Origin of the sequence: Kitasatospora sp. NPDC127121 (assembly GCF_042677305.1) — a bacterium.
In the GTDB taxonomy this organism is placed as follows: domain Bacteria; phylum Actinomycetota; class Actinomycetes; order Streptomycetales; family Streptomycetaceae; genus Kitasatospora.
Window position 1 is genome coordinate 1 of record NZ_JBHXTQ010000013.1, and the last position, 22,761, is coordinate 22,761.

Consider the following 22,761-nt stretch of genomic DNA (forward strand, 5'->3'; position numbering starts at 1 on the left):
GCCCTCGCCCAGCACGGGCGAGGGGCCGACGGCGGCTCAGCGGGAGCGGAAGAAGCGGTCCACCGTGCGGCGGCCGGCGGCGACGGCGTGCACCGGTTCGCCGACCACCCGGCCGGCCTCGGCTTCGGCGCGGATGGCGTCGGCGCGTTCGGTGCGGCCCTCGGTCGCGTCCCACCGCTCGGCCTGGGCCCGCTCGACGCGGGGGAGGAGGCGGTGGCCCAGCGTCCATGTGATCAGGAAGAGCAGGGTCAACCCCAGGGCCAGCATGAAGGGTTCGGGCTCAAGCGGTCCGAGTTCGATGTTCATGCAAACCTCCCTTTACGGCTGACGGTAAGTCAACCGAGAGGCTTCCCAAGGGTGATGGGGGTCGAACTTTACCTGGACATGACCTGCGTCACTGTCCCGTGACGGACTGTCCGCCGACGCCGGGCCCGGACCGTGCCGGGCCCGGACCGTGGCGCCGGGCCTCAGGTCACCTCGCCCCGGCGGGAGAACCGCTCCGCCCGCCACTCCCCGCCGGCCAGCACCTCGGCCAGCTCCCGGGCCGCGTCCCAGACGTCGGTGTACGAGAGGTACAGCGGGGTGAAGCCGAACCGCATGAGGTCGGGCGCACGGAAGTCACCGATCACGCCGCGCGCGATCAGCGCCTGCACCACCGGGTAGCCGTCGGCGTGCCGCAGCGCGACCTGGCTGCCCCGCCGGGCGTGCTCGCGCGGGGTCACCACCTCGATCCCGTCCAGACCCTCGACCAGTCCGATGAACAGGTCGGTCAGGGCCAGGCTCTTCGCCCGGACGGCGGCCGGGTCGGCGCGCTCCCAGACGTCCAGGCTCGCGCCCAGTGCGGCCTGTCCGAGCAGTGACGGCGAACTGGTCAGGAAGCGTCCGATGCCCGGCTTGGGGTCGTACCCGGGCTCGAAGGCGAACGGGCGGGCGTGCCCGAACCAGCCGCTCAGCGGCTGCCGCGGGCCGGCCGCCAGGTGCCGCTCGGCGGCGTACAGGAAGGCCGGCGAACCGGGGCCGCCGTTCAGGTACTTGTAGGTGCAGCCGACCGCGAAGTCCGCGCCCGCAGCGCCGAGTTCGACCGGCAGCGCGCCCACCGAGTGGCAGACGTCCCAGATCATCAGCGCGCCCGCGGCCTGCACCCGGGCGGTGATCCCGGGCAGGTCCAGCAGCTCGCCGGTGCGGTAGTCCACGTGCGAGAGGACGACCGCGGCGACGTCGCCGTCCAGGTGCCGGTCCAGCTCCTCCGGCCGGACCAGCACGCTGCGCGCGCCCTCGACCAGGCCGGTGGCGCCCTCGGCGATGTACAGGTCGGTCGGGAACGCCTCGCCGTCGCCCAGCACCGTGCGCCGCCCGGGGCGCAGCCGCAGCGCGGCGACGAGCACCTTGAACAGGTTCACCGAGGTGGTGTCGCAGACCACCACCTCCTCCGGGCCGGCCCCGACCAGCGGGGCGATCCGCCGCCCCAGCCGGTAGGGCTGCTCGAACCAGCCGGCGTCGTTCCAGCTGCGGATCAGCTCCCGGCCCCACTCCTCCTCGACCACCTGCCGCACCCGCTCCGCGGTGCGCACCGGCAGCGCGCCGAGCGAGTTCCCGTCCAGGTAGACCACCCCGTCCGGCAGGGCGAACTCCTTGCGGAACGCCGCCAGCGGGTCGACGGCGTCCAGCGCCGCGCACTCCTCGCGCGTGACCATGCCCATCCCCTCGTTCACAGCTCGTCCCGGATCGTCCACAGCTCCGGGAAGACGTCCTGCTCGGCGGACCTGCGCAGCCAGCTCAGCCCGCTGGAGCCGCCCGAGCCGGGCTTGCCGCCCATGGTCCGCTTGACCGCGGACAGGTGGCGCTGGCGCCAGCGGGTGACCCGCTCGGCGACGTCCAGCAGCGCCTCGGCGAGTGGCTGCAGGTCGGCGTGCTCCGGGTCGGTGTAGACCAGGCGCCAGGCCGCGGCGACCTCGTCGCTGGCGCGGTAGCGCTGCTCGGAGGGCTCCGGGCGCAGCGGCAGGCCGCGCCGGGCCAGCAGGGCCAGCGCGTCGTCGTACAGGCCGGGGGAGCGCAGCGCCTCGGTCAGCTCGGCCTGCGTCCGCGGCATCCCGTCGTACATCGCGAGCAGTGCGGCGTTCTTGTTGCCGAGCAGGAACTCCAGGTGCAGGAAGGCCGCGGACTGGAAGCCAGAGGCCTGGCCGAACTCCGCGCGGAAGCCGTTGAACTCCTGCGGCGTCATGGTGGCCAGCAGGTCCCAGGACTCCACCAGCACGTCCTGCGCGTGGGTGCCGCGCCGCAGCGCGGCCAGCGCGGCGGGCAGGTCGTCCTCGCGCAGCGCGCGCTGGGCGAGCGTCCACTCGTGCCGCAGCAGGTCGAACAGCAGCTCCATCACCTGCGTGGTGACGATGAACGACAGCTCGGCCGGCACCTTGCTGCGCGGGTGCTGCAGGCTGTGCAGCTCGTCCAGGCACACGTAGCGGGCGTACGGGGTGCCCCGATCCGGCTCCCCGCGCCGACCGAACGACAGGCTGGGTGTCTCCACCGTGTCGTGCCCCATCCCGATTCCTCCTGATCCACCCGGGCCCGTCGCCCGGACCGGCGACCAGACGGACGGCCTGGTTCCACCGGGGTGCCCATTGTGCGGCGGTGCGACCCCCCGGTTGAATGGTCGACGGACACCGCAACCGCGATCCGGGCTGTCGTTCGCGAGGCGTTCGGCCGATTCGCTTTACGATCGCGAAACCACCCATTCCAGTCACTCCGGGAGCCGCCATGGACGCCGTCGACCGCCGCCTGCTGGCCGAGTTGCAGACCGACGCCAGGCTCTCCTACAACGAACTCTCCCGCCGGGTGAGCCTGTCCGCACCCGCGGTGGCCGAACGGGTCCGCCGACTGGAGTCCGACGGCGTGATCACCGGGTACCACGCCCATGTGGACCTCAGCCGGGCCGGACTGCCGATCACCGCGCTGGTCCAGATCCAGTGCTACGGCCCGCGCTGCGTGCTGCGCGACCCCCAGGTGGCCGCCTGGCCGGAGGTGCTCCAGCTGCACCGGGTCACCGGCGGGGCCTGCTGCGCGCTGCTGGTCGCGGTGCCCACGATGGCCGATTTCGAGGCCCTGTGCGACCGGCTCGGCGGCTACGGCCAGCCGTCCAGCTCGATGATCCTCTCCAGCCCGGTGCCCTGGCGGCCGGTGGTCGCGCCCGCCGGGGCGTAGCGCCGTGGAGCCGTGAAGCCGTAGTGCCGTCGCCCCGGCGCGGCGCGGCGTGGCGCCATGGCGCCGTCACGGCCGCCGAGCGGCCCGGGGCCGGAACGGTAGGTTCCTCGGCATGCCGAACGAGCGTCACATCCTGCTGCTGCCCGGGAGCCTGCGGGCCGGTTCCACCAACGAGACCGTGCTGCGCACCGCCGCCGCCGTGGCCGCCGCCACCCCGGGCCTGCGGGCCACCTACTACGCGGGGCTGGCCGGCCTGCCGCACTTCAACCCGGACCACGACACCGACCCGCTGCCCGGGCCGGTGGCCGCCCTGCGCGCCGCCGTCGAGGCCGCCGACGCGCTGCTGGTCTGCACCCCCGAGTACGCCGGGACGCTGCCCGGCTCCTTCAAGAACCTGCTGGACTGGACGGTCGGTGGGACGGAGGTCGCGGACAAGCCCGCCGGCTGGATCAACGCGGCCGGCCCGGGCCGGGGTCAGGGTGCGGAGGCCACCCTGCGCACCGTCCTCGGCTACACCGGCGCGGCCGTGGTGGACGGGGCCTGCGTCCGCATCCCGCTGGACCGCGGGGCGGTCGGCCCGGACGGGCTGGTCGCCGATCCGCTGGTGCGGGAGCGGATCGGCGAGGTGCTGGCCCGGCTGGCGGCCGCCGCGGTCTGACGGGTGGCGGCCTGGCGGGCGGCGGCCTGGCTCAGTGCCCTTCGGGCATGTGCACCCCGAGCCCGGCCAGGCCGGTCAGGAACAGCTCCACGCCGACCGCCGCGAGCAGCAGCCCGAGCAGCCGGGAGAGTACCTCCAGCGAGGTGCGGTGGGTGCGCTGCATCAGCGGCGCGAGCAGGGCCACGCAGACGTAGTTGATCACCACGACCGCGAGGTAGGCCCCGCCGATGGTGGCCTTCCAGCCCCAGTCGTTGCGGGCGAGCGAGGCGACCAGCACGGCGGTGACCGCGAGCGGGCTGGCGATGTACGGCAGCAGCAGTTCGCGGATGCCGTCCACCATCGGGTTCGGCAGGTGGTCGCCGTCCTCGCTCTCGCCGCCGAGGTGGACGCCGAAGACCAGCGCGACCGCGTAGATGAAGAAGATCGCCCCACCGGCGAGCTGCAGCGACTGGTCGCTGATGTGGAAGAGCGTGGTGACCTCGTCCGCGGTGAAGCCGAGCACCAGGCCGATCACCGCCGAGATGACCGTGCTCCACGCCGCCAGCCGCCGCAGTTCCCGGGTGCTCCGGGTGGAGGCCAGCCGGGCGAAGGCCAGCAGGACCTTGGGCGGGCCGACCACGGCGAAGAAGGTGATGAAGGCGCTGCTCAGATTGAAGACGAACATGCGCCAAGCATGACCGCGGCGGCTGGTGCGGCCGCTCCGCCACGCCACGCCCCGCGGTCGGGCGTGGCGTGAATCTCGTCGGGGGGCGGTTCATTCCCGGTCGCCGGCGAATTCGCCCGGATGGCCGTCCCGGCTCGAACGGGTGCGCGCTCTCGGCTCCCATGGAAGTCGGATCACCTGCCCGGGAGCGAGGATGCGACATGTGTCTGAACCGTAAGGACCTGGGCCTGCTGGCCCTGCGCGGCGCGGTCGGCGGGGTGCTGATCGCGCACGGCACCCAGAAGCTGTTCGGCTGGTTCGGCGGCGGCGGCCTGGAGGGCACCGCCCAGGCGATGGAGCACATGGGCTTCCACCCCGGCCGGCAGAGCGCCATCGCGGCGGGCGCCGGTGAGGCGGGCGGCGGCGTGTTGCTGGTCGCCGGGCTGGCCACCGGGGCGGCCGGCGCGGTGGTGGCCGGGACGATGGCCGGCGCGGTGGCGGTGCACGCCCCCGGGGGCTTCTTCGCGACCTCCGGCGGCTACGAGTACCCGGCCTTCCTCGGCGCGGCCGGGTTGGCGCTCGGCCTGGCCGGTCCGGGGCGGTACTCGCTGGACCACCTGACCTGCCACGTCCTCGACCGGCCGTGGATGGGCCTGGCGGCCTTCGCGGGGTCCGTCGCCGGGGCGTACGGCGTGGTGGCGCGGCGCCGGCACGTGGTGCGGCTGCGCGAGGAGCGGGCCGCGATGGAGGCGGACGCGCAGGAGGGCTCGGGGCTGTCCTGACGCGCCGGCGGCCCCAGGTCCTGTCCGGGGGCGGCCCGCGCCGGCCTGCTAGCCCGGGTCACCCGGAGGCACCAGTCCTGCTGGCGGCCCCCGGGCGGCCCTCGGAGGGTGGGCGGGGAGGCGTGCCGGGCAGCCCGGCGCCGAGGCAGAAACGAGGGACCGCATGGACCGCCTGGACCGCATGGACCGCCAGCCGCTCACCCGGATCGGTTCGAGGCCGCGGGTCACCGCGCAGCACCTGGACGCGCCGCCGGTGCGCCGCCAACGCCGGGCGGTGGCCGGGGTGTTGGCCGCCACCATGGTCGCCGGGGTGGCGCTGGCGGGCTGCTCCTCCGGAAAGAGCGCGAGCAGCGTGGCCACCTCGGCCTCCGCCGCGATCGAGCGGGGCGCCTCGGCCGCCGCGTCCGCCGCCTCGGCGCTGGCCTCGGTGGCGGGCGGGGCGGGGGCGGTGATCGCCTCGGCGGAGGCGCGGGCCTCGGCGGCGGTGTCGGCGGCCTCCTCGGCGGTCGCCGGGATCAAGGGTGGGCTGGACGCCAAGGGGGACGTGGCCGTCGGGGCGGTGAGCACCGGCTCGGACGGCAGGGCGCAGGTGGAGCTGACCGTCACCAACCACGGGCAGCAGTCGTACCGGTACGTGATCCAGGTCGACTTCACCGACGACTCCGGCTCGGTGCAGGACGCGACCGCGGTGACGGTCCAGGACGTGGCGGCCGGCCGGAGCGCCCAGGCCACCGCGCGCAGCAACCGGGACCTCTCGGGCAGCCTGAAGGCCGTGGTGGCGAACGCGCTGCGCTACTGACTCCCGCTACTGGCGCGCAGGTCAGCGCGGGTGTCCGGCGGGGGCCGAACCTTAAGCGCGGCTCAAGGCCCAACGGGACCCCTTGACGGGGGAGTTGGTCTAGTCCATTTTTATTGCCCAGGTGCAGGGAGCCCCTGAACCGGCGTCAACGGCCTCGTGCCGCGGGCGCCGGTTCGGCACATCCCGGTGTCCGTCCAGGCCCGATCCCGCTGATCCCGCTCGATTCCCCGCACGATTCCCCGCACTGAGCTGTCATGTCCCGGTCGCCCGACCCCACCTCGGGCGCATCCCCACGGGACGACGCAAACCCCCACAACCAGGAGTCACGCACCCATGCTGCGTTCACGCATTGAAAGGGCCGGGACCCCGGCTCCGACGGGCGGCCGTCGACGCCGCCCGAAGAGCCTGGCCGCCGTCGCGGCCGGCACCGCCGCCTCCGTGCTGCTCGGCGCGGGCCTCGCGCTGACCGGCGGCGCCGCGGCCAACGCCGCGACCACCAACACCACCGGCGCGGCCGCCACCAGCGGCGGCATCAAGGTCGCCTACTACGACCAGTGGTCGGTCTACGCCAACGCGTACTACCCGAAGACGATCCAGGACACCGGCGTGGCCGGGAAGCTCGACTACCTGATCTACGACTTCGGGAACATCCACCCGACCGACCTGGGCTGTTTCGAGGCGACCAAGGCCGCCGACACGAACGACAACAACCCCAACGCGGGTGACGGCGCGGCCGACGCGTTCGCCGACTACCAGAAGAGCTTCGGCGCGGACATCTCGGTCGACGGCGTCGGCGACGTCTGGAACCAGCCGATCGCGGGCAACTTCAACCAGCTGAAGAAGCTGAAGGCGAAGAACCCCAACCTCAAGATCCTGCTCTCGCTGGGTGGTTGGACCTACTCCAAGTACTTCTCGCCGGCGGCCGCCACGGACGCCTCGCGCAAGCACCTGGTCTCGTCCTGCCTCGACATGTTCATCAAGGGCAACCTCCCGAGCGACGCCGGCTACGGCGGCCCGGGCACCGGCGCCGGTGTCTTCGACGGCATCGACATCGACTGGGAGTACCCGGGCGGCGGCGGCCACACCGGCAACATCTCCAGCCCGGCCGACAAGCAGAACTTCACGGCGCTGCTGAAGGAGTTCCGCACCCAGCTGGACGCCCAGGGCAAGGCCGACAACAAGACCTACGCCCTGTCGGCGGCGGTCGGCGCCGGCCAGGACAAGATCATGAACGTCGAGACCGACAAGATCGGTCAGTACCTCACCTTCCTCGACGTCATGACCTACGACATGCACGGCGGCTGGGACGCCCAGGGGCCGACCAACCACCAGGCCGCGCTCTACGCGGGCCCGAACGACCCGTCGACCCCGGTCAAGCCGGGCCACGGCAAGTACTCGATCGACAACGCCATCAAGGCGTGGACGGTCGGCGACGCGGACTACGGGATCCCCGGCGGCTTCCCCGCGAACAAGATCAACATGGGTGTGCCGTTCTACTACCGCGGCTGGACCGGCGTCCAGAACAACGGCAAGAACGGCCTGTTCCAGCCCGCCGCCAGCCCGGCGACCGGCGCGGCGATGTCCGGCAACGTCCCCGGCATCCAGATGTACAAGGAGCTCGCGGGCTTCGTCGACAACCCGTCCAAGACCTTCTGGGACGACGACGCCAAGGCCACGTACTTCTACGACGGCAACACCTTCTGGAGCGGTGAGGACACCCGGTCGATCCAGGCCAAGCTCGACTACGCGCACTGCAACGGCCTCGGCGGTTCCTTCGCCTTCTCGCTGTACGACCTGGGCACCAAGACCGGCCTGTTCGACACGATGGTGAACGCCACCAACGGCTCCGCCGCCGGTTGCCCGGCCCCGCCGACCGGCACCCCGAGCAGCACGGCGACCCCGACCCAGACCCCGACCGGCACGCCCACGGGCACGCCGACCGGCACCCCCACGGGTACCCCGACCGGTACCCCCACCGGCACCCCGACCTCGCCGGCCGGCTGCCCGGCCGCCCCGAGCTGGGACGCCAACACCACCTACGCGGCCGGCGGCACCAAGGTCTCGTGGAAGGGCCACTACTACACCAACAAGTGGTGGACCAAGGGCGACGACCCGAGCCAGGGCGGCCAGTGGGGCGTCTGGACCGACAACGGCGCCTGCTGACCCCTCGGGCGGCATGAGCTGAGGGCCTGACGGACCCTCGCGGCACCTGAACCAAGCAGTCCGGCCCGCCGGGGGAGCACCCCCGGCGGGCCGGACTCGTTGCGTTTCGGGGGCGCGACCCGGGAGTGCAACCCGGGCGCGCGACTCAGGCCGGGTCGGCGGTGCGCCCGGGCGCGTCCGGCCGGCTCTCCTCGATCCGCCGCAGCATCCGCGCCAGCATCGCGGACAGCACGGCCCGCTCCTCGCCCGTGACGTCCTGGAGCAGCTCCTCCTCGAACACCGCCGCCATCCGCATCGACTCCAGCCACTTGTCGCGGCCGTTGTCGGTGAGCTCGATGATCACCCGGACCCGGTTGGTCTCGTCGCGCTCCCGGGTGACCAGGTCCTCGGCCACCATCCGGTCGATCCGGTGCGTCATCGCGGCCGGGGTGAGCCCGAGCCGCTTGGCCAGCTCGCCCGGTCCGAGCTGGTACGGGCTGCCGGAGACCACCAGTGCCTTGAGCACCTCCCACTCGGCGGCCGTGATTCCCAGCACAGTCAGCTGCCGGTCGTAGGCCACGCCCATCCGTCGGGCGACCCGGGACAGGGTCTGCACGATGGTCTCCACCTGGGGGTCCACGGTGGGGAATTCCCGCTGGTAGACGGCCACCTGCTCGGCGATGCCGAGCTCCCTGGCGGTGGCCGGCGCGGGCTTGTCCGTAGTCATGCGGACCAGTGTCGCACGGAGGCGTGAATCCCTTAAGCCTTTGACTCAACACTCTTCCGGTGCTAAGACTTTATCTCGTCAAACTTTAGCTCTGAAATCTTCTGGACCTTAAGAGTATCCAGTTGAATCCAGGAAGGGATGTGCACGGTGACCGGCACGGTGAAGCAGCAGAGGCAGCAGCGACGCGGGGCGGGCGGCCCGCTGCGCCGCGTCCAGATCGGCAACGCGCTCAGCGCGTTCGGCAGCGGCTTCACGATGCCGTACATGTTCGTGTACGTGGACCAGGTGCGCGGGCTGGGTTCGCTGGCGGCCGGGATGGTGTTCACCGTCTTCGCGCTGGCGGCGCTCGCCGTCCTCCCGTTCACCGGTCGCGGCATCGACAGGTACGGCCCCCGTCCGGTCCTGCTGGCCGGTACGGCGCTCGCCGCCACCGGCGCGTTCGCCTTCGGCCACGCCACCGGCACCCCGGCCCTGCTGGTCTCCTCCTTCCTGTTCGGCGCGGGTGTCACCACCTGCCAGCCGGCGCTCGCCACGATGATCGTCCGCTGCTCGACAGCCGCGACCCGCTCGCACGCCTTCGCGCTCCAGTTCACCCTGGTCAACCTGGGCATGGGCATCGGCGCCCTGGTCGGCGGCCAGATCGTGAACGTCGCCGACCCGGCCAGCCTCACCCGGCTGTTCACCATCGAGGCGGCGACCTTCCTCGGCCTGGCCCTGGTCACCGGCACCGCCCGGATGCCGGCCAACCCGCTGATCCCGCTCCAGGAGAAGAGCGACGGCCCGACCGGCCTGCGCGCGCTGGTCGCCGACAAGGCGATGCTGCGGCTCTGCGCGCTCGCCGGGCTGATCTTCTTCACCTGCTACGGCCAGTTCGAGTCCGGCGTCGCGGCCTTCGCCACCGACACCGTCGGCACGCCGCCCTCCACCCTGGGCTTCGCGATCGGCGCCAACGCGCTGACCATCGTCGTCCTGCAGATGTTCATGGTGCGGATCACCGCGCGCCGCCGCCGCACCACCGCGATGGCCGCGGCCGGCGTGGTCTGGCTCGGCGCCTGGGCGATGGCCCTGGTGGCCGGCCTGATCCGGACCGAGACCATGGCCGCCACGGTCGCGATCGTCTCGATCTACGCCCTGTTCGGCGTCGGCGAGTCGCTGCTCGCGCCCACCATGGGCCCGATCGTCGCCGACCTCGCCCCGGCCCGGCTGCTCGGCACCTACAACTCCGGGTACGCCCTGGTGAAGCAGATCGCCATCGCGGTCGGCCCGGCCGTCGGCGTGCTGCTGGTCGGCTCCGGCACCTGGCCGCTCTACCTCGCGGCCATGGCGGGCTCCACGCTGCTGGTCGTCGTCCTGGCGCTGCGGCTGCGCCCGTACCTCACGCCGGAGCAGGACAACGCGGCCCCGGCCGTGGTCCGCACCACGGTCGTCCGGGAGCTGCAGACGGCGGCGTGACCGCCGACGGGGGGCTGCGGACGGCGGCGTGACCGCCGACGGGGAGTTGCGGACGGCGGCGTGACCGCCGATCGAACAGGCGTGCCGACGGGCGCCGACCGGGTCACCTGGTCGGCGCCCGTCGCGCTTGGCTTCGCGACCACCGCCACATAGTGTCAGTGGCTGTTGGCCGCCCGGCCCGGTCGGTACAGGAGACCCGGCCGGCACAGGAGACAGGCGAATCGGCGAGGCAATGACGCAAGCGGCGCTCACGCACCCCCCGGCGGTCCAGGCCCCGGCCCCCGCCGCCCCGGCACCGGTCCGGGGCCGGCTGCTCCGCCTGTCGGCCGACTGGTCCGGCTGGCTCGGGCCGATCGGCGTCGCGCTCTTCGCCGGCCTGCTGCGGTTCTGGAACCTCGGCTACCCCAACGCCTTCGTCTTCGACGAGACGTACTACCCCAAGGACGCCTGGTCGCTGCTGCGGCAGGGCTACGAGGGCAGCTGGCCGGACCACGCCAACACCGACGTCCTGGCCGTCCCGCAGCACATCCCGCTCACCTCCGCGCCCGAGTTCATCGCCCACCCGCCGCTCGGCAAATGGGTGATGGCGATCGGCGAACAGCTGTTCGGCATGCACCCCTTCGGCTGGCGGTTCATGACCGCCCTGCTCGGCACCGTCACCGTGCTGATGCTCGCCCGGATCGGCCGCCGGCTCTTCGGCTCCACCCTGATCGGCTGCACCGCGGCCCTGTTGATGGCCGTCGACGGCCTCCAACTGGTGATGAGCCGGGTCGGGCTGCTCGACGGCATCCAGATGTTCTTCGTGCTCGCCGCCTTCGGCAGCCTCCTGATCGACCGCGACCACGTCCGCGCCCGGCTGGTCGGCGTCACCGACGGTGACCGCGCCCGGCTCGGCCTGCGCCCCTGGCGGATCGCCGCCGGGGTGCTCCTCGGCGCCGCCTGCGCCGTCAAGTGGAACGGCGCGATGATCCTCGCCGCCTTCGGCCTGCTGACCGTCCTGTGGGACCAGTCCGGCCGTCGCGGGGCCGGCGCCCGCCGCCCCTGGCGCTCGATGCTGCGCCGCGACGCCGTCCCCGCCTTCCTCGCCATGGTCGGCTCCGCCCTGGTGGTGTACGTCGGCGCCTGGGCCGGCTGGCTCGCCAGCGGCGGCAACGGCGAGGGCGGGTACGACCGGCACTGGGCCGACGGCCGCCCCGGCCTGTCCCCGGACACCTTCCTCGGCGTCCCGCTGCCGCAGGTGTCGATGAGCTGGGTGCCCGCGTCGCTGCGCAGCCTGTGGCACTACCACTCGCAGATGTACGACTTCAATACCGGGCTGAGCACCCCGCACACCTACCAGTCCAACCCCTTCAGCTGGCTGGTCGTCGGCCGCCCCGTCTCCATGTACTGGGAGCAGGTCCCGAACGGGCAGCACGGCTGCACCGCCACCGGCGGCTGCGCGTCCCAGATCCTCGGCCTCGGCACCCCGCTGCTCTGGTGGACGGCCTGCTTCGCCCTGGTCTACCTGCTGTGGCGCTGGTTCTTCCGCCGGGACTGGCGCTCGGGCGCCGTGCTGTGCGCCGTCGCCGGGATCTACCTGCCCTGGTTCCAGTACCAGGAGCGGACCGTCTTCTCCTTCTACATGGTCGTCCTGGTGCCGTTCCTGTGCCTGGCCGTCGCGCAGATGCTCGGGGCGATCCTCGGCCCGGCCGGGTGCAGCCCCGAACGCCGCCGGATCGGCGCGGCCGGCGCCGGGCTGATCGTGCTCGCCATCGTCGCCTGCTTCGCCTTCTTCTACCCGCTGTACACGGCGGAGGTGATCCCGATGACGTCCTGGCAGGACCGGATGTGGTTCACCAGCTGGATCTGACACCGGTGCCCCTGTCCGCCGCGGGCGGTCAGCTGCTGCCCGTCACCCCGATGCTCGGGGTGGTCACCGCCGTCCTGCTGCTGGCCGCCGTCGCGGTGGCCGGCCGGGGCCTGCTCGGCCACGGGCACGCGGTGCTGCGGGCCGGACTGCGCGCGGTGGTGCAACTGGCCGCCGTCGCCGCGGTGATCAGCTGGGTGGTCGGCTCGCTCTGGTGGTCGGCGCTGTTCGTGCTGCTGATGTTCACCGTCGCGGTGCGCACCGCCGGGCGGCGGATGACCCCCGGCCCCGACTGGGTCTGGGCGGCCGCGCCGATCGGCGCCGGCGTGCTGCCGGCGCTCGCCCTGCTGCTGGCCGTCGGACTGCTGCCGGCCAAGGGCCTGTCCGTCATCCCCGTCGCCGGCATCCTGATCGGCGGCGCGCTCACCGCCACCTCGCTGGCCGGGCGGCGCGCCCTCGACGAACTGCGGCAGCGCCGCGGCGAGGTGGAGGCGGCCCTGGCGCTCGGCTTCGAGGACCGCGACGCCCGGCTGGAGATCTGCCGCACCGCCGCCGCGACCTCGCTGGTGCCCGCTCTCGACCAGACCCGGACGGTCGGCCTGGTCACCCTCCCCGGCGCCTTCGTCGGCATGCTGCTCGGCGGCGCCTCGCCCGTCCAGGCGGGGGCGGTGCAGCTGTTCGTGCTGGTCGGGCTGCTGGCGGTGGAGTCGGTGGCGATCGTGGTGGTGCTGGAGCTGGTCGGCCGGGGGCTGGTGAGCGCGGGCTGGTGAGCGCTGGGGGGCCGGGGCGGGGGCGGGTACCGGGCCGCCTTGGGTACTGGACGCGGTCGGGTACCCTTGAGCACGTTGAAGGGGAGTAGCCCTCCACCGGACCGTCGACATACTGGCCCTCACGGGCCCGGCGCCCGGGGCACCCGATCCTCCGGGGTCGGTGCCGGCGAGACCTTCGGCCGCAGTGCTGTGACCATGACCAGTGCTGTCGGGCCGAAGCGTCCCCTGACGGACCTGCGGAGGCCGGGCAGCCCGACCGAGGGACCCTTTCTGATGAGTTTGACCGTGGCCGCGCTGACGTTCGGCATCATCTTCCTGGCCGAACTGCCGGACAAGACCGCGCTGGCCAGCCTCGTACTCGGCACCAAGTACCGTGCCAGCTACGTCTTCGCGGGTGTCGCCGCGGCGATGGGCGTTCAGGTCGTCCTCGCCCTCGCCGCCGGGCACCTGCTCTCGCTGCTGCCGCACCGCTGGGTCGAGGGCGTCACCGGCGTGCTGTTCCTGGCCGGTGCGGCCATGCTGCTCTTCCACGGCGGGGGCGACGACGAGGAGGGGCACGCCGCCAAGGAGCCGTCCTCGAACAGCTTCTGGAAGGTGGCCGGGGCCAGCTTCTTGGTCGTCGCGGTCGCCGAGTTCGGCGACCTGACCCAGATCATGACCGCCAACCTGGCCGCCAAGTACGCCGATCCGCTGGCCGTCGGCCTCGGCGCGTGGCTGGCGCTGTGCGCGGTCGGCGGGCTCGCCATCGTGGGCGGGCAGAAGCTGCTCAAGTACGTGCCGATGAAGCTGATCATCCGGGTCGCGGCGGCGATCATGGTGGTGCTGGCGGGCATCAGCATCTTCGGGGCGATCACCGGCTGACCCCTTGTCCGCGGGGCTCAGCAGCCCGGGTCGGCCTCCAGGGCGGCCCGGGTCTTCGGGCCGTAGACGAAGGTCTCGCCCTTGATCCGGTTGCTGGTCTGGTAGTCGCCGAGCACCGACCGGGTCCAGAAGTCGAAGGTCCCGGTGATCATCGACTTGTCGACGTATCCGCACTCGGCCGCCCACAGCCGCTGCTGCATGTCCTTGACGTCGGCGCCGGTCATCCCCATCTGGAGCACCCGGGTGGTCGGGGTCGGCGTCGGAGTGGGGGTCGGGGTCGGCGTGGGCGTCGCGGTGGTGGGGGTGGGCGTGGGCGTCGCGGGCGCGGTCGGGGCGGAAGCGGGGGCCGGGGGAGCGGCGACCGGGGCCTGGGTGGTCGGCGTCGGCGCCGGGGTGGCCGTCTTCGTCGGGCTCGGCTTGCGGGTGGGGGGCGACGTCGGGCTCGGTGCCTCGCTGGTCGGCGGCGGCGGCGTGGCCGGGTCCGTCGGTGCCGGGGCGGTCGGCTCCACCGGCGCGGGCGCCAGGGTGGTGGGCAGCGGCTGCGCCTGCCGGGTCGTCGGCGCGGGCGAGGGCGTCACCGCGTACGCGATGCCGATGGTGAGCGCGACCAGGCCGGCGCCCACCCCGGCCAGCAGCAGCTTGTGCCGGGCCAGCGGGTTCTGCGCGGCCTGCTCGGCGGCTCTGCGCGCGGCCCGGCCGCCGACGGGCTCCGGCTCGGGCCCGGGCGTCGCGTGGTCGAAGGGGAAGACTCCGAGGTCGCCGCCGGACGCGGCCTGCGGGGCTGTCGCCGCCGCGTAGGCGCCCGGCCCGGAGGCGGGCACCGGCGGCAGCACGGTGGTGGCGTAGGCGTCGGCGTCCGGCCCCAGCGGGGGAACCACGGGCGGGGCGGGGTGGACGGGGGCCGGTTGTCCCGGGGCGACCGGCGGCAGGACGGTGGTCGCGAACGGGTCGACGGCGGGGACGTCCGCCACGGGCTCCTCGGCGACCTGGCCGACGGCCTGCGGCACGTACGGGCGGACCAGTGGCGGGCCTTCGAGGTGCGGGAGGACGGCCGTCTCGGTGAGGCTCGGGTCCGGGACGCAGCCGCACCCGGTGGAGCGTGCGGTGCCGCACGTCGGGCAGTGCTGGTCCGGCATCGGCCGGTCCTCCTCGGTTCTCGGGCGGTCTGCGTGCCCCGGGGCGGTTCCCGGGCTCACGATCGCGCCTGATTATGCAGGACGTCCCGGAGGGGGGACAGGGGCGTCCGGACCCGGGCGGGGGTGTTGTGCCGGTTGGTGGCGGTTGTTTCCCGAGGAACGGCCGGGGAGCGGCGGATGTCCCCGGTGCCGGCGGTCGGGTCGGTGCGGTGTGTCCTGGGTCGGTGGGCCCGGCGGCTACGTTCGGCTCAATCCGAGGGAGCAAACCGGGGCATTTCTGACAGCATGGTGAGCTGGGAGTGATCATCCGCACGGGCCCGCCGCCTCGGCCGGGGCCCGCGACCCTACGGAGCCGCCATGACGGACTCGCGCGCCGCGTCCGACCGCAGCCCGGCGTACGAGCCCGGCCCGCCGGAGGTCACCGTCCCCAACCTCTGGGTGCCGATCGGCGCCCTGCTGCTGGCGATGCTGCTCGCCGCCCTCGACCAGACCATCGTCTCCACCGCGCTGCCCACCATCGTCAGCGACCTCGGCGGCCTGGACCACATCTCCTGGGTGGTCACCGCCTACCTGCTGGCCTCCACGGCCGCCACCCCGCTCTGGGGCAAGCTCGGCGACATGTACGGCCGGAAGCGCTTCTTCCAGGCCTCCATCGTGATCTTCCTGCTCGGCTCCGTACTCTGCGGCATCGCCCAGAACATGGGCGAACTCATCGCCTTCCGCGCGCTGCAGGGCCTGGGCGGCGGCGGGCTGATCGTGCTCACCCAGGCCATCGTCGGCGACCTCGTCTCCCCCCGGGACCGCGGCAAGTACCAGGGCCTCTTCGGCGCCGTCTTCGGCGTGACCAGCGTCCTCGGCCCGCTGCTCGGCGGCCTGTTCGTCGACAACCTCAGCTGGCGCTGGGTCTTCTACATCAACCTGCCGATCGGCATCGTCGCCCTGGTGGTGATCGCCGCCGTCCTGCCCGGGCAGGAGACCAGGCGCCAGCACCGGATCGACTACCTCGGCACCGTGCTGATCGCCGCCGTCGCCACCTGCCTGGTGCTGATGACCTCCCTCGGCGGCACCACCTGGGGCTGGACCTCCTGGCAGATCGTCGGGCTCGGCGTGCTCGGCCTGGTGCTGCTGCTCGCCTTCGTCCTGGTCGAGCGGACGGCCGGCGAACCGGTGCTGCCGCTGCGGCTGTTCCGCTCCCGGACGTTCAGCCTGGTCGCGGTGATCTCCTTCGTGGTCGGCTTCGCGATGTTCGGCGCCCTCACCTACCTGCCGACCTTCCTCCAGGTCGTCAAGCAGGTCTCGCCCACCCTGTCCGGCATCCACATGCTGCCGATGGTGCTCGGCATGCTGCTCACCTCGATCGGCTCCGGCCAGATCGTCGCCCGCACCGGCCACTACCGGATCTTCCCGATCGCCGGGACGGCCGTCACCACCGTCGGCCTGCTGCTGCTCTCCCGGCTCGACGAGCACAGCAGCACCACCGAGATGAGCCTCTACTTCCTGGTCTTCGGCCTCGGGCTGGGCCTGGTCATGCAGGTGCTGGTGCTGATCGTGCAGAACTCCGTCGGTTACCAGGACCTCGGCGTCGCCACCGCCGGCGCCACCTTCTTCCGCTCCATCGGCGCCTCCTTCGGCGTCTCCATCTTCGGCAGCCTGTTCGCCAGCGGGCTGCGCGACCGGCTCGCCGACGCCCTCACCGGCCTGCCGCTGCCACCCGGCTTCCACCCCGAGGCCATCACCTCCGACCCGCGGGTGATCACCCGGCTGCCCGCCGTCGTCCAGGAAGCCGTCCACCACGCGTACGCCGAGTCGATCACCCGGGTGTTCCTGTACGCGGTGCCCGTCGCGCTGGTCGCCTTCGTGCTGTCGCTGTTCCTGCGCGAACAGAAGCTGCGCTCCACCGTCACCGCACCCGACCTGAGCGAATCCATCGGCCTCAACCCCGTCCAACGCTCGTCGCTGGACGAGATCGCCCGCGCGCTCTCGGTGCTGAGCACCCGCGAGGCCCGGCGCGACCTCTTCCGGCGGATCACCGAGGGGGCCGGTCTGGACCTCCAACCCGCCTCCAGCTGGCTGCTGTTGCAGATGCACCACCACGGCTCGGTCGAGCCGGCCGAACTCGCCGAGCGGCGGATCATCCCGATCGCCGTCATCGAAAGCGCCGTCCGGGAAGTCGAGGGCCGCGGCCTCGCCGCCCGCAGCGGCGGGCTGCCGCTACGGCTCACCGAACCGGGGGCGGAGGCGGCCGTCAAGCTGGTCGCCGCCCGGCGCTCGCAACTCGCCGACCTGCTCGGCGACTGGGACGAGCAGCAGTACGCCGACCTCGCCGACCTGCTCACCCGCCTCAGCTCCACCCTCTGCGCCGACCGGCGCGACCGCCCGGACCGGCCCGCCCACGAGCCGCCGTACCGGGGCGAGGGGCGGTCGTTCTAGCTTGCCTTGCAGGGGGTCTGGTTGGAGAGCCAGGCGACGGCGGCGGCGAGCGCGGGGTCGTCGTCCTTGCGGGGGTCGGCCGTTTCGACCGCCTCGTCCGGCTCGATCGGGCCCTCGTGGACCCGGCCGGTGCGGTCGGCCTCGGCGGCGCCGGTGAGCAGCAGGACGGCGCCGTCCGACAGCCGGTGGGCGGCGTTGCCGGTGGGCACCCCGTAGGTGGGCTGGCCGAAGCTGCGGGTGGCCGGGCGGCCGATGAAGGCGATGGCGACCGCCTCGCCCGCGCTGCCGGTCGCGCGGCCGGTGAGGACGGCGACGGGCGTTTCGGGCGTCTGGTCGTGGTGGGTGGGCGCCTTGTCGTGGTGGGTGGCGGGGGAGGCCTGCGGGGCGTCGTCCAGGTACGGCACGCCGTCGCGGACCGACCAGGTGCTGCGGGTGCCGTCCGCGGTGACGAAGGCGCCCAGCGGGCCGTCGCCGAGGATCGGCGCCGCGACGGCCAGCGGGGCCCACATCCCGCCCCCGGTCTCGCCCCGCAGGTCCACCACCCAGCCGCAGGCGCTCACTTCGGCGACGGCGGCGCGGCCGCGGGCGACGTACTCGGCGTAGGTGCGCTCCGATCCGTTCACCGCCGGGAGATTCAACTGGACGATGCGGCCGGGGAGTTGCCGGGCGGTCGGGGCGTTCACGGCCTCCGGGTCGGCGTCGACCTTCGCCGCCTGGTCGGGCGGGTAGAAACGGCTGTGGTGGTCGTCGAGGGCGGTGACGGCGGCCCTGATCGCGGTGTGGGTGTCGGCCGGGGTGCGGGCCGTGGCCGCCTGGGCGAAGGCCTGGGTGCGGAGCTTCGGCCAGTCCACCTTCGCGGTGTTGAGGGACTTCTGCTGGATGAGGTCCAGGGCCTCCGAGAGGTAGCCGCGGGCCTCCGGGGACATGCGCTCGGGGGCTGGTGGCCCTGGAGCCGGTGATTCGGGGGCCGGTGAGGAGCACGCCGCGAGCACCAGTACGGCCGCCGCCGTGACCGTCCGCCCCAGCCGTCTCATCCGCTTCCCCTCCGCTGGCCCCTCATGACTCGCACCACTCCTGATCCTCCCTCACGGACCGCCGAACCAGCGAGGGGTGTCGAGGCGGAACGGGTCGCCGGGGGCGAGCAGGCGCAGGGCCGTCTCCACCTCGCGCAGGCGCTCCTCGCCCAGGGTGGCGGACCACTCGGCGCGCAGCTCGTCGAAGATCCGGGCCGACCGGACCAGGCAGTCCACCCCGCGGGCGGTCAGTCGGACGACCTTGCGGCGGGCGTCGGCCGGGTCGCCGCCGCGTTCGACGTAGCCGAGCTGCTCCAAGTTCTCGATGGTCTTGCCGGCGGCCTGCTTGGAGACGCCGAGCCGGCGGCCGAGGTCGACGGCGGTGGTGCCGTGCGGTCCGATCGCCTGGAAGACGAAGCCGTGCATGGGCCGCAGGTCGGGGTGGCCCTCGCGGGCGATGCGCTCGTGCAGCTCGTCGATGATCGTCCGGAAGGTGAGCAGCAGGCGCAGCGGCAACTCGAAGCCGGGCGGGGCGGGTTCGCTCGGGGGTGTGCCGGTGGGTGTGCTCGCGGGCTCGCTTGACATGGGTAGACAACCTCATTGACCATATAGACAATGCCATTGACCATCTTAGGGGGTTCCCTCGCCATGCCCGTGATCCGCCACGCCGACGCCCGTCGCATCGAGACGCCGAACGCCGTCATGACCACCTACGCCTCACCCACCCAGGGCTCAACCACCCTCGCCCTGTGGCAGGTCGACATGACGGCCGGCAAGAGCGGCCCGCTCCACGCCATGGACGTCGAACAGATCTGGACGCTGCTCACCGGCACCGCCACCGTCACCCTCCCCGACGGCCCGGTGCCCCTCACCGCCGGCGACACCCTCGTCCTCCCCGCCGACCTCGCCCGCCGGATCACCACCGCCGACGGCTTCACCGCCATCGTCGCCGGCCCGTCCCCCGCCCACGCCTACAACCCCGACGCCGTCACCCCCGAAGGCGCCTGCGGCCTCGCCCCCCGCGACGCCGAGCGCCTCCTCCCGCCGTGGATCGCCTGACCCACGAAGCGGTCCGGGCATGAGTACGGGGACGGTCGAGGGCCCACCCCTGACCGTCCCCGCCCGGTCTTGGCCGCTACTTCCGGTCGTCGATGTCGTCCGGTAGGTCGTCCAGGTTCTGCTGGCCCTGCTGTTGGCCCTGCTGCTGGGTCTGGGCGGCCTTCTGTTGGGCGTCGTCCGCCTTCGGGGGCTTGTTGCCGAGGCGCGACTTCGCCTCCTCCTCCAACTGCTCGGCCTTGTCCCGGAACTTGTCGCCGATACCCATGGCTGTGCCCCATTCGGTTGGATTTCGGGTTCTCCAACCAGGCTTGCACGCCCCCTCTCCGCCTGCACTTCGGGCAAGTTGCCGCGGAGCGTCACGATCGACAGGCCCCGGATCGCCCGACCCGCCCACTGGTCGCACCGGAAGCAGCAGCCTTGTCCTGTCTCCGGGTCGAACGCGATGGGCTGATCACACAGCGGACAGTCCACAGGTCTCCTGCGCGCTCAGGTCGACCTCCCCGCACTTGATGGCGCTGGTGAACTCCGCCCACGCCTCGCGGGTCATGGCGACCACCTCGTCGGGCCGCATCCCAGTTGGCGAATCTTGGGTCTGGAAACGGCATCACACTCAGGGCGCGTGCTTCGAGCTGGGGTCGGGACCGTTGGCGGCCACGGCCGGAAACTTCCGGAGCGCCCCGCCCAGCCGGCCGGACGAGCGATCAGAACGGCGATGGTTTGGTGACGGACAGTCATGGGAAGGTCCAGGCGCGTCGGCAGCGAGCCGGCCAGTGAGGAGACAGTCATGCCCGAGACCACGCCCAACTCAAAGGGCCCGGCCCCGATCAAGCTCACGCCCGGGACGGCCGAACCCGTGCTGGTCCCGGCCGATCAGGTCAAGCCCGAGGATATCGGCACACTGTCGATCGAGTACCGGGACGGTCAGCCCGTCGTTGTCGTCAGCGGCGGGACGGCCATTCCAGCGGGGCTCACGGTCGTGGATGGCGCCGGGATTGCTCTCGCGGCGTACACGGCTGGGCCCACGTCCGCCACCACCCGGTTGGCGCCTGTGGTGGACTACCTCTGCTCGCGCTGGTGAACTGGCGCCGCCCCGGTACGGACCTCTCAGAGCCCGTACCGGGGCATCGTGCTGTCAAGATGGCAGACGCCAGAGAGGGCGAAAGAGCCGTCCACCCACAGCGGGGGCAGACGGCTCCCACGGCAGGCGCGGCGGCTACGACTCGGAGTCCTCCAAGTGCCGGTACAGCGTCGCCCGACTGATCCCGAGCGCCTTCGCGATGCTGCTCACGCTCTCCCCCTTGGCGGGGCGGGCGCGGGCAATGGTCAACCTGTCCTCACTGATCACGGACGGCCGACCACCAGTCCGACCCTGAGCTTTGGCGGCAGCGAGACCGGCCTTCGTGCGGTCCTTGACCAACGAGCGCTCGAACTCCGCCATCGCGCCGACGACCTGAAGCATGAGACGGCCGTCCGGGGTGTTCGGGTCGATGCTGGCCAGCGCCCGTGAGGACATTGAATCCGACCCCGCGCGCCGTGAGGGCGTCCACCATGGTCACGAGGTCAATCAGCGGCCGGGCGAACCGGTCCAGCTTCCACACGCACAGGGTGTCGCCGGGGCGGACGTAGTCCTTGGACCACGCTTGCGCCTGTCCGGGGAGCTTCGGGTGCATCCGCTCTGCCCGCTGCTTGATCTCGCTGTTCGGCACGAAGCCGTCCGGCGCTGCTTCGAAGTTGGCCGCCACCCAGTCGGCGAACGGGTCGGACTCCTCCCGGTATTCGCCGGTAGCCCTGGTGACTCGTTCCTGCTCGTTCAGGCCGTGCTCGAACCACTCGGCGGCGCCCCGGACGGCCCAAGCCGCTATGCCTTCCGCTTCGGCCAGTAGGCGGCCCTTGAATCCCTTGTCCTCCCTTCCGATGAACGACTCGTCCCACGGGACGCAGCGGAAGCGCCGCCAGATGTCTTCGTCGGTGCCTCGGATCGTGGGCTTGTCGTTGCCGGACATGATGAGCAGAGCGGTCGGTGTGAAGTCTTACGCGGGCTTGTACTTCTGGTGCGAGGTGAGCAGGTCGGCGGCGGTGAAGAGCTTCACGAACGCTTCGTCCAGGCGGGCGGCCGTCCTCTCGCTGGACAGCACGAGCCGGGCTCCTTGGAGCTTGGCCACCAGCGACCCGTTACGGCCGTTGCGCTGCTTCTCCCAGAGGTCCCAGCCCGACTTGCCGACGTCTTCGAAGTGGCCGTTGCTCTCCCAGCCCTTCGCGAGAATCAAGGCTTCGGTCTTCGTTCGCTGGGCAGCCGGGCGAAGCTTGAGAGTCGTCCTCACGCTTCTTTGACTGTCGTATGTAGGAGACTGCTCGCACGTGGTCAAGGTTAGGTGCCCAGGTAGAGGGCCTAGTGATGAGAGGTGTCATGTGAGTAGCGTCGTCAAGATCAACGTACTGACGGTTCCCGCCGAGCAGCGGGAGGTCCTGGAGCAGCGCTTCGCCTCCCGCGCCGGCGCGGTGGAGAACTCGGACGGCTTCGAGTGGTTCGAGCTCCTCCGTCCCGTCGAGGGCACCGACCAGTACCTCGTCTACACCCGCTGGCGCAGCGAGGAGGATTTCAAGGTGTGGATGGAGGGCCCCATGCAGGCCGCCCACCGCCCCGCCGCCCCGGAGGGCGAGGCCCCCAAGCGCCCCGCCGCCTCCGGTTCCACCCTCTGGTCCTTCGAGGTCGTCCAGTCCGCCGGCCCCAAGGCCTGACGCCTCACTTCGCGGTTGTTCGCTTTTCCCTTCGGGCCCTTCCCCAGCAGGGGAAGGGCCCGAAGTGCCTCTCAGCCGCCCGCGAGGATCGAGAGATGCGCGGCAGCAGACCGGGACAGGCTGTCGAGGAGGGCGCGGCCCTTCGCCGCCGTTCCGAGGGAGGGCTGCCCGATGATGCCGTTCTTCGTGTACCCGGTCATGCCGAGCGTGAGCAGGTGCGGGCGCTCGGGGGCGGAATGGTCGTCCTGCTCGATGCCGTCGCGGATGAGCTCCGGGGCGCCGTGGAGGAGGAGCGACACCTCCAACTCGCCACCGTGCATGTCCTCGGCGCCGCTGCTCACCAGGCCCGCCGCCTCGCGGGCCTGGTGCCAGTCCTCGCGGACCGGGAAGAGGGCGACGCGCGGGCCGGAGGTGTTGGCCTTGTGAATCTGGAGGCGACGCCGGAGACTGAAAAGCTGCATATCCGGCTATTTTTCCATTCCCTCATGCAGGCGCCTAATTGATGG

At 72.4% G+C, this 22,761-nt stretch carries 26 protein-coding genes; 13 read left to right on the forward strand and 13 right to left on the reverse strand.

The genetic code is table 11. The features are described 5' to 3' along the window. Positions 1 to 36: 36 nt before the first annotated feature. The 3 genes from ACFVHI_RS09765 to ACFVHI_RS09775 form a co-directional block, all read right to left on the reverse strand. The gene (locus ACFVHI_RS09765) at positions 37 to 306 is read right to left on the reverse strand and encodes a hypothetical protein (RefSeq protein WP_063347415.1); all 270 of its coding nucleotides are present in this window, start codon (positions 304 to 306) and stop codon (positions 37 to 39) included. Positions 307 to 467: 161 nt separating this feature from the next. Further along, positions 468 to 1,694, reverse strand: coding sequence for a kynureninase (kynU, locus tag ACFVHI_RS09770; protein WP_208869067.1), 1,227 nt, complete (start codon positions 1,692 to 1,694; stop codon positions 468 to 470). Between the two features lie 14 nt (positions 1,695 to 1,708). Further along, on the reverse strand, positions 1,709 to 2,539 hold the full coding sequence (locus tag ACFVHI_RS09775; protein ID WP_079135561.1) for a tryptophan 2,3-dioxygenase: 831 nt from the start codon (positions 2,537 to 2,539) through the stop codon (positions 1,709 to 1,711). Between the two features lie 215 nt (positions 2,540 to 2,754). On the opposite strand from ACFVHI_RS09775, the gene ACFVHI_RS09780 reads away from it, so the two are divergent. Both ACFVHI_RS09780 and ACFVHI_RS09785 read left to right on the forward strand, forming a co-directional pair. Next, positions 2,755 to 3,198, forward strand: coding sequence for an Lrp/AsnC family transcriptional regulator (locus ACFVHI_RS09780; RefSeq protein ID WP_063347413.1), 444 nt, complete (start codon positions 2,755 to 2,757; stop codon positions 3,196 to 3,198). Between the two features lie 112 nt (positions 3,199 to 3,310). Then, the gene (locus tag ACFVHI_RS09785) at positions 3,311 to 3,856 is read left to right on the forward strand and encodes an NADPH-dependent FMN reductase (protein WP_063347412.1); all 546 of its coding nucleotides are present in this window, start codon (positions 3,311 to 3,313) and stop codon (positions 3,854 to 3,856) included. Positions 3,857 to 3,887: 31 nt separating this feature from the next. On the opposite strand, the gene ACFVHI_RS09790 is transcribed toward ACFVHI_RS09785, so the two are convergent. Next, positions 3,888 to 4,520: a MarC family protein gene (locus tag ACFVHI_RS09790; protein ID WP_063347411.1), complete on the reverse strand. Its 633-nt coding sequence runs from the start codon at positions 4,518 to 4,520 to the stop codon at positions 3,888 to 3,890. Positions 4,521 to 4,720: 200 nt separating this feature from the next. Between ACFVHI_RS09790 and ACFVHI_RS09795 the strand changes: the two genes are divergently transcribed. The 3 genes from ACFVHI_RS09795 (at position 4,721) to ACFVHI_RS09805 (ending at position 8,243) form a co-directional block, all read left to right on the forward strand. Continuing rightward, positions 4,721 to 5,281 (forward strand): DoxX family protein, encoded by a 561-nt coding sequence (locus ACFVHI_RS09795; RefSeq protein ID WP_063347410.1) that lies wholly within the window; start codon positions 4,721 to 4,723, stop codon positions 5,279 to 5,281. A 163-nt stretch (positions 5,282 to 5,444) separates the two neighbouring features. Continuing rightward, complete coding sequence (locus ACFVHI_RS09800) at positions 5,445 to 6,080, forward strand: hypothetical protein (protein ID WP_159398413.1); 636 nt, start codon at positions 5,445 to 5,447, stop codon at positions 6,078 to 6,080. Positions 6,081 to 6,413: 333 nt separating this feature from the next. After that, complete coding sequence (locus ACFVHI_RS09805; protein WP_079135560.1) at positions 6,414 to 8,243, forward strand: glycosyl hydrolase family 18 protein; 1,830 nt, start codon at positions 6,414 to 6,416, stop codon at positions 8,241 to 8,243. A gap of 145 nt (positions 8,244 to 8,388) precedes the next feature. Here ACFVHI_RS09805 and ACFVHI_RS09810 read toward each other — a convergent pair whose 3' ends face one another. After that, positions 8,389 to 8,949, reverse strand: a complete 561-nt coding sequence (locus ACFVHI_RS09810) for a MarR family winged helix-turn-helix transcriptional regulator (RefSeq protein ID WP_063347409.1) — start codon at positions 8,947 to 8,949, stop codon at positions 8,389 to 8,391. 159 nt (positions 8,950 to 9,108) lie between these two features. Between ACFVHI_RS09810 and ACFVHI_RS09815 the strand changes: the two genes are divergently transcribed. The 4 genes from ACFVHI_RS09815 (at position 9,109) to ACFVHI_RS09830 (ending at position 13,878) form a co-directional block, all read left to right on the forward strand. Next, a complete protein-coding gene (locus tag ACFVHI_RS09815; protein WP_380337461.1) occupies positions 9,109 to 10,401 on the forward strand; it encodes an MFS transporter in 1,293 nt (430 codons plus the stop codon). A 232-nt stretch (positions 10,402 to 10,633) separates the two neighbouring features. Beyond that, complete coding sequence (locus ACFVHI_RS09820; protein WP_079135558.1) at positions 10,634 to 12,250, forward strand: dolichyl-phosphate-mannose--protein mannosyltransferase; 1,617 nt, start codon at positions 10,634 to 10,636, stop codon at positions 12,248 to 12,250. A 50-nt stretch (positions 12,251 to 12,300) separates the two neighbouring features. Beyond that, complete coding sequence (locus tag ACFVHI_RS09825; RefSeq protein WP_063351073.1) at positions 12,301 to 13,017, forward strand: ABC transporter permease; 717 nt, start codon at positions 12,301 to 12,303, stop codon at positions 13,015 to 13,017. 270 nt (positions 13,018 to 13,287) lie between these two features. Further along, a complete protein-coding gene (locus ACFVHI_RS09830; RefSeq protein WP_063351072.1) occupies positions 13,288 to 13,878 on the forward strand; it encodes a TMEM165/GDT1 family protein in 591 nt (196 codons plus the stop codon). Positions 13,879 to 13,895: 17 nt separating this feature from the next. Here the strand turns inward: ACFVHI_RS09830 and ACFVHI_RS09835 are convergent, their stop codons facing one another. After that, positions 13,896 to 15,014 carry a peptidoglycan-binding domain-containing protein gene (locus tag ACFVHI_RS09835; protein WP_063347408.1) on the reverse strand — a complete coding sequence of 373 codons (1,119 nt, stop codon included), beginning with the start codon at positions 15,012 to 15,014 and terminating at the stop codon, positions 13,896 to 13,898. Positions 15,015 to 15,371: 357 nt separating this feature from the next. Here ACFVHI_RS09835 and ACFVHI_RS09840 point away from each other — a divergent pair, with 357 nt between their 5' ends. Then, positions 15,372 to 17,444, forward strand: coding sequence for an MFS transporter (locus ACFVHI_RS09840; protein WP_079135556.1), 2,073 nt, complete (start codon positions 15,372 to 15,374; stop codon positions 17,442 to 17,444). Here the strand turns inward: ACFVHI_RS09840 and ACFVHI_RS09845 are convergent. After that, positions 17,441 to 18,370 carry a S41 family peptidase gene (locus ACFVHI_RS09845; protein WP_107452852.1) on the reverse strand — a complete coding sequence of 310 codons (930 nt, stop codon included), beginning with the start codon at positions 18,368 to 18,370 and terminating at the stop codon, positions 17,441 to 17,443. The genes ACFVHI_RS09840 and ACFVHI_RS09845 overlap by 4 nt on opposite strands. A 159-nt stretch (positions 18,371 to 18,529) precedes the next feature. After that, positions 18,530 to 19,042, reverse strand: a complete 513-nt coding sequence (locus ACFVHI_RS09850) for a MarR family winged helix-turn-helix transcriptional regulator (RefSeq protein ID WP_063347406.1) — start codon at positions 19,040 to 19,042, stop codon at positions 18,530 to 18,532. 63 nt (positions 19,043 to 19,105) lie between these two features. On the opposite strand from ACFVHI_RS09850, the gene ACFVHI_RS09855 reads away from it, so the two are divergent. Beyond that, entirely contained in the window at positions 19,106 to 19,516 is a 411-nt protein-coding gene (locus ACFVHI_RS09855) for a cupin domain-containing protein (protein ID WP_063347405.1), read from the forward strand. Positions 19,517 to 19,592: 76 nt separating this feature from the next. Here the strand turns inward: ACFVHI_RS09855 and ACFVHI_RS09860 are convergent, their stop codons facing one another. After that, positions 19,593 to 19,781, reverse strand: a complete 189-nt coding sequence (locus ACFVHI_RS09860; RefSeq protein ID WP_063347404.1) for a hypothetical protein — start codon at positions 19,779 to 19,781, stop codon at positions 19,593 to 19,595. Between the two features lie 519 nt (positions 19,782 to 20,300). Between ACFVHI_RS09860 and ACFVHI_RS09865 the strand changes: the two genes are divergently transcribed. After that, positions 20,301 to 20,594 carry a hypothetical protein gene (locus ACFVHI_RS09865; protein WP_063347403.1) on the forward strand — a complete coding sequence of 98 codons (294 nt, stop codon included), beginning with the start codon at positions 20,301 to 20,303 and terminating at the stop codon, positions 20,592 to 20,594. Between the two features lie 135 nt (positions 20,595 to 20,729). Here the strand turns inward: ACFVHI_RS09865 and ACFVHI_RS09870 are convergent, their stop codons facing one another. The 3 genes from ACFVHI_RS09870 to ACFVHI_RS09880 are packed head-to-tail and all read right to left on the reverse strand — an operon-like array spanning position 20,730 to position 21,783. After that, on the reverse strand, positions 20,730 to 20,954 hold the full coding sequence (locus ACFVHI_RS09870) for a recombinase family protein (RefSeq protein WP_279634890.1): 225 nt from the start codon (positions 20,952 to 20,954) through the stop codon (positions 20,730 to 20,732). Continuing rightward, on the reverse strand, positions 20,851 to 21,519 hold the full coding sequence (locus ACFVHI_RS09875) for a recombinase family protein (protein ID WP_279634889.1): 669 nt from the start codon (positions 21,517 to 21,519) through the stop codon (positions 20,851 to 20,853). The genes ACFVHI_RS09870 and ACFVHI_RS09875 overlap by 104 nt, the downstream gene beginning before the upstream one ends. Positions 21,520 to 21,546: 27 nt before the next feature. Beyond that, positions 21,547 to 21,783 (reverse strand): hypothetical protein, encoded by a 237-nt coding sequence (locus tag ACFVHI_RS09880; RefSeq protein ID WP_063347401.1) that lies wholly within the window; start codon positions 21,781 to 21,783, stop codon positions 21,547 to 21,549. A gap of 142 nt (positions 21,784 to 21,925) precedes the next feature. Here ACFVHI_RS09880 and ACFVHI_RS09885 point away from each other — a divergent pair, with 142 nt between their 5' ends. Next, positions 21,926 to 22,255: an antibiotic biosynthesis monooxygenase gene (locus tag ACFVHI_RS09885; protein WP_063347400.1), complete on the forward strand. Its 330-nt coding sequence runs from the start codon at positions 21,926 to 21,928 to the stop codon at positions 22,253 to 22,255. Between the two features lie 71 nt (positions 22,256 to 22,326). Here the strand turns inward: ACFVHI_RS09885 and ACFVHI_RS09890 are convergent, their stop codons facing one another. After that, positions 22,327 to 22,716 carry a creatininase family protein gene (locus ACFVHI_RS09890; RefSeq protein ID WP_063347399.1) on the reverse strand — a complete coding sequence of 130 codons (390 nt, stop codon included), beginning with the start codon at positions 22,714 to 22,716 and terminating at the stop codon, positions 22,327 to 22,329. Positions 22,717 to 22,761 lie beyond the last annotated feature (45 nt).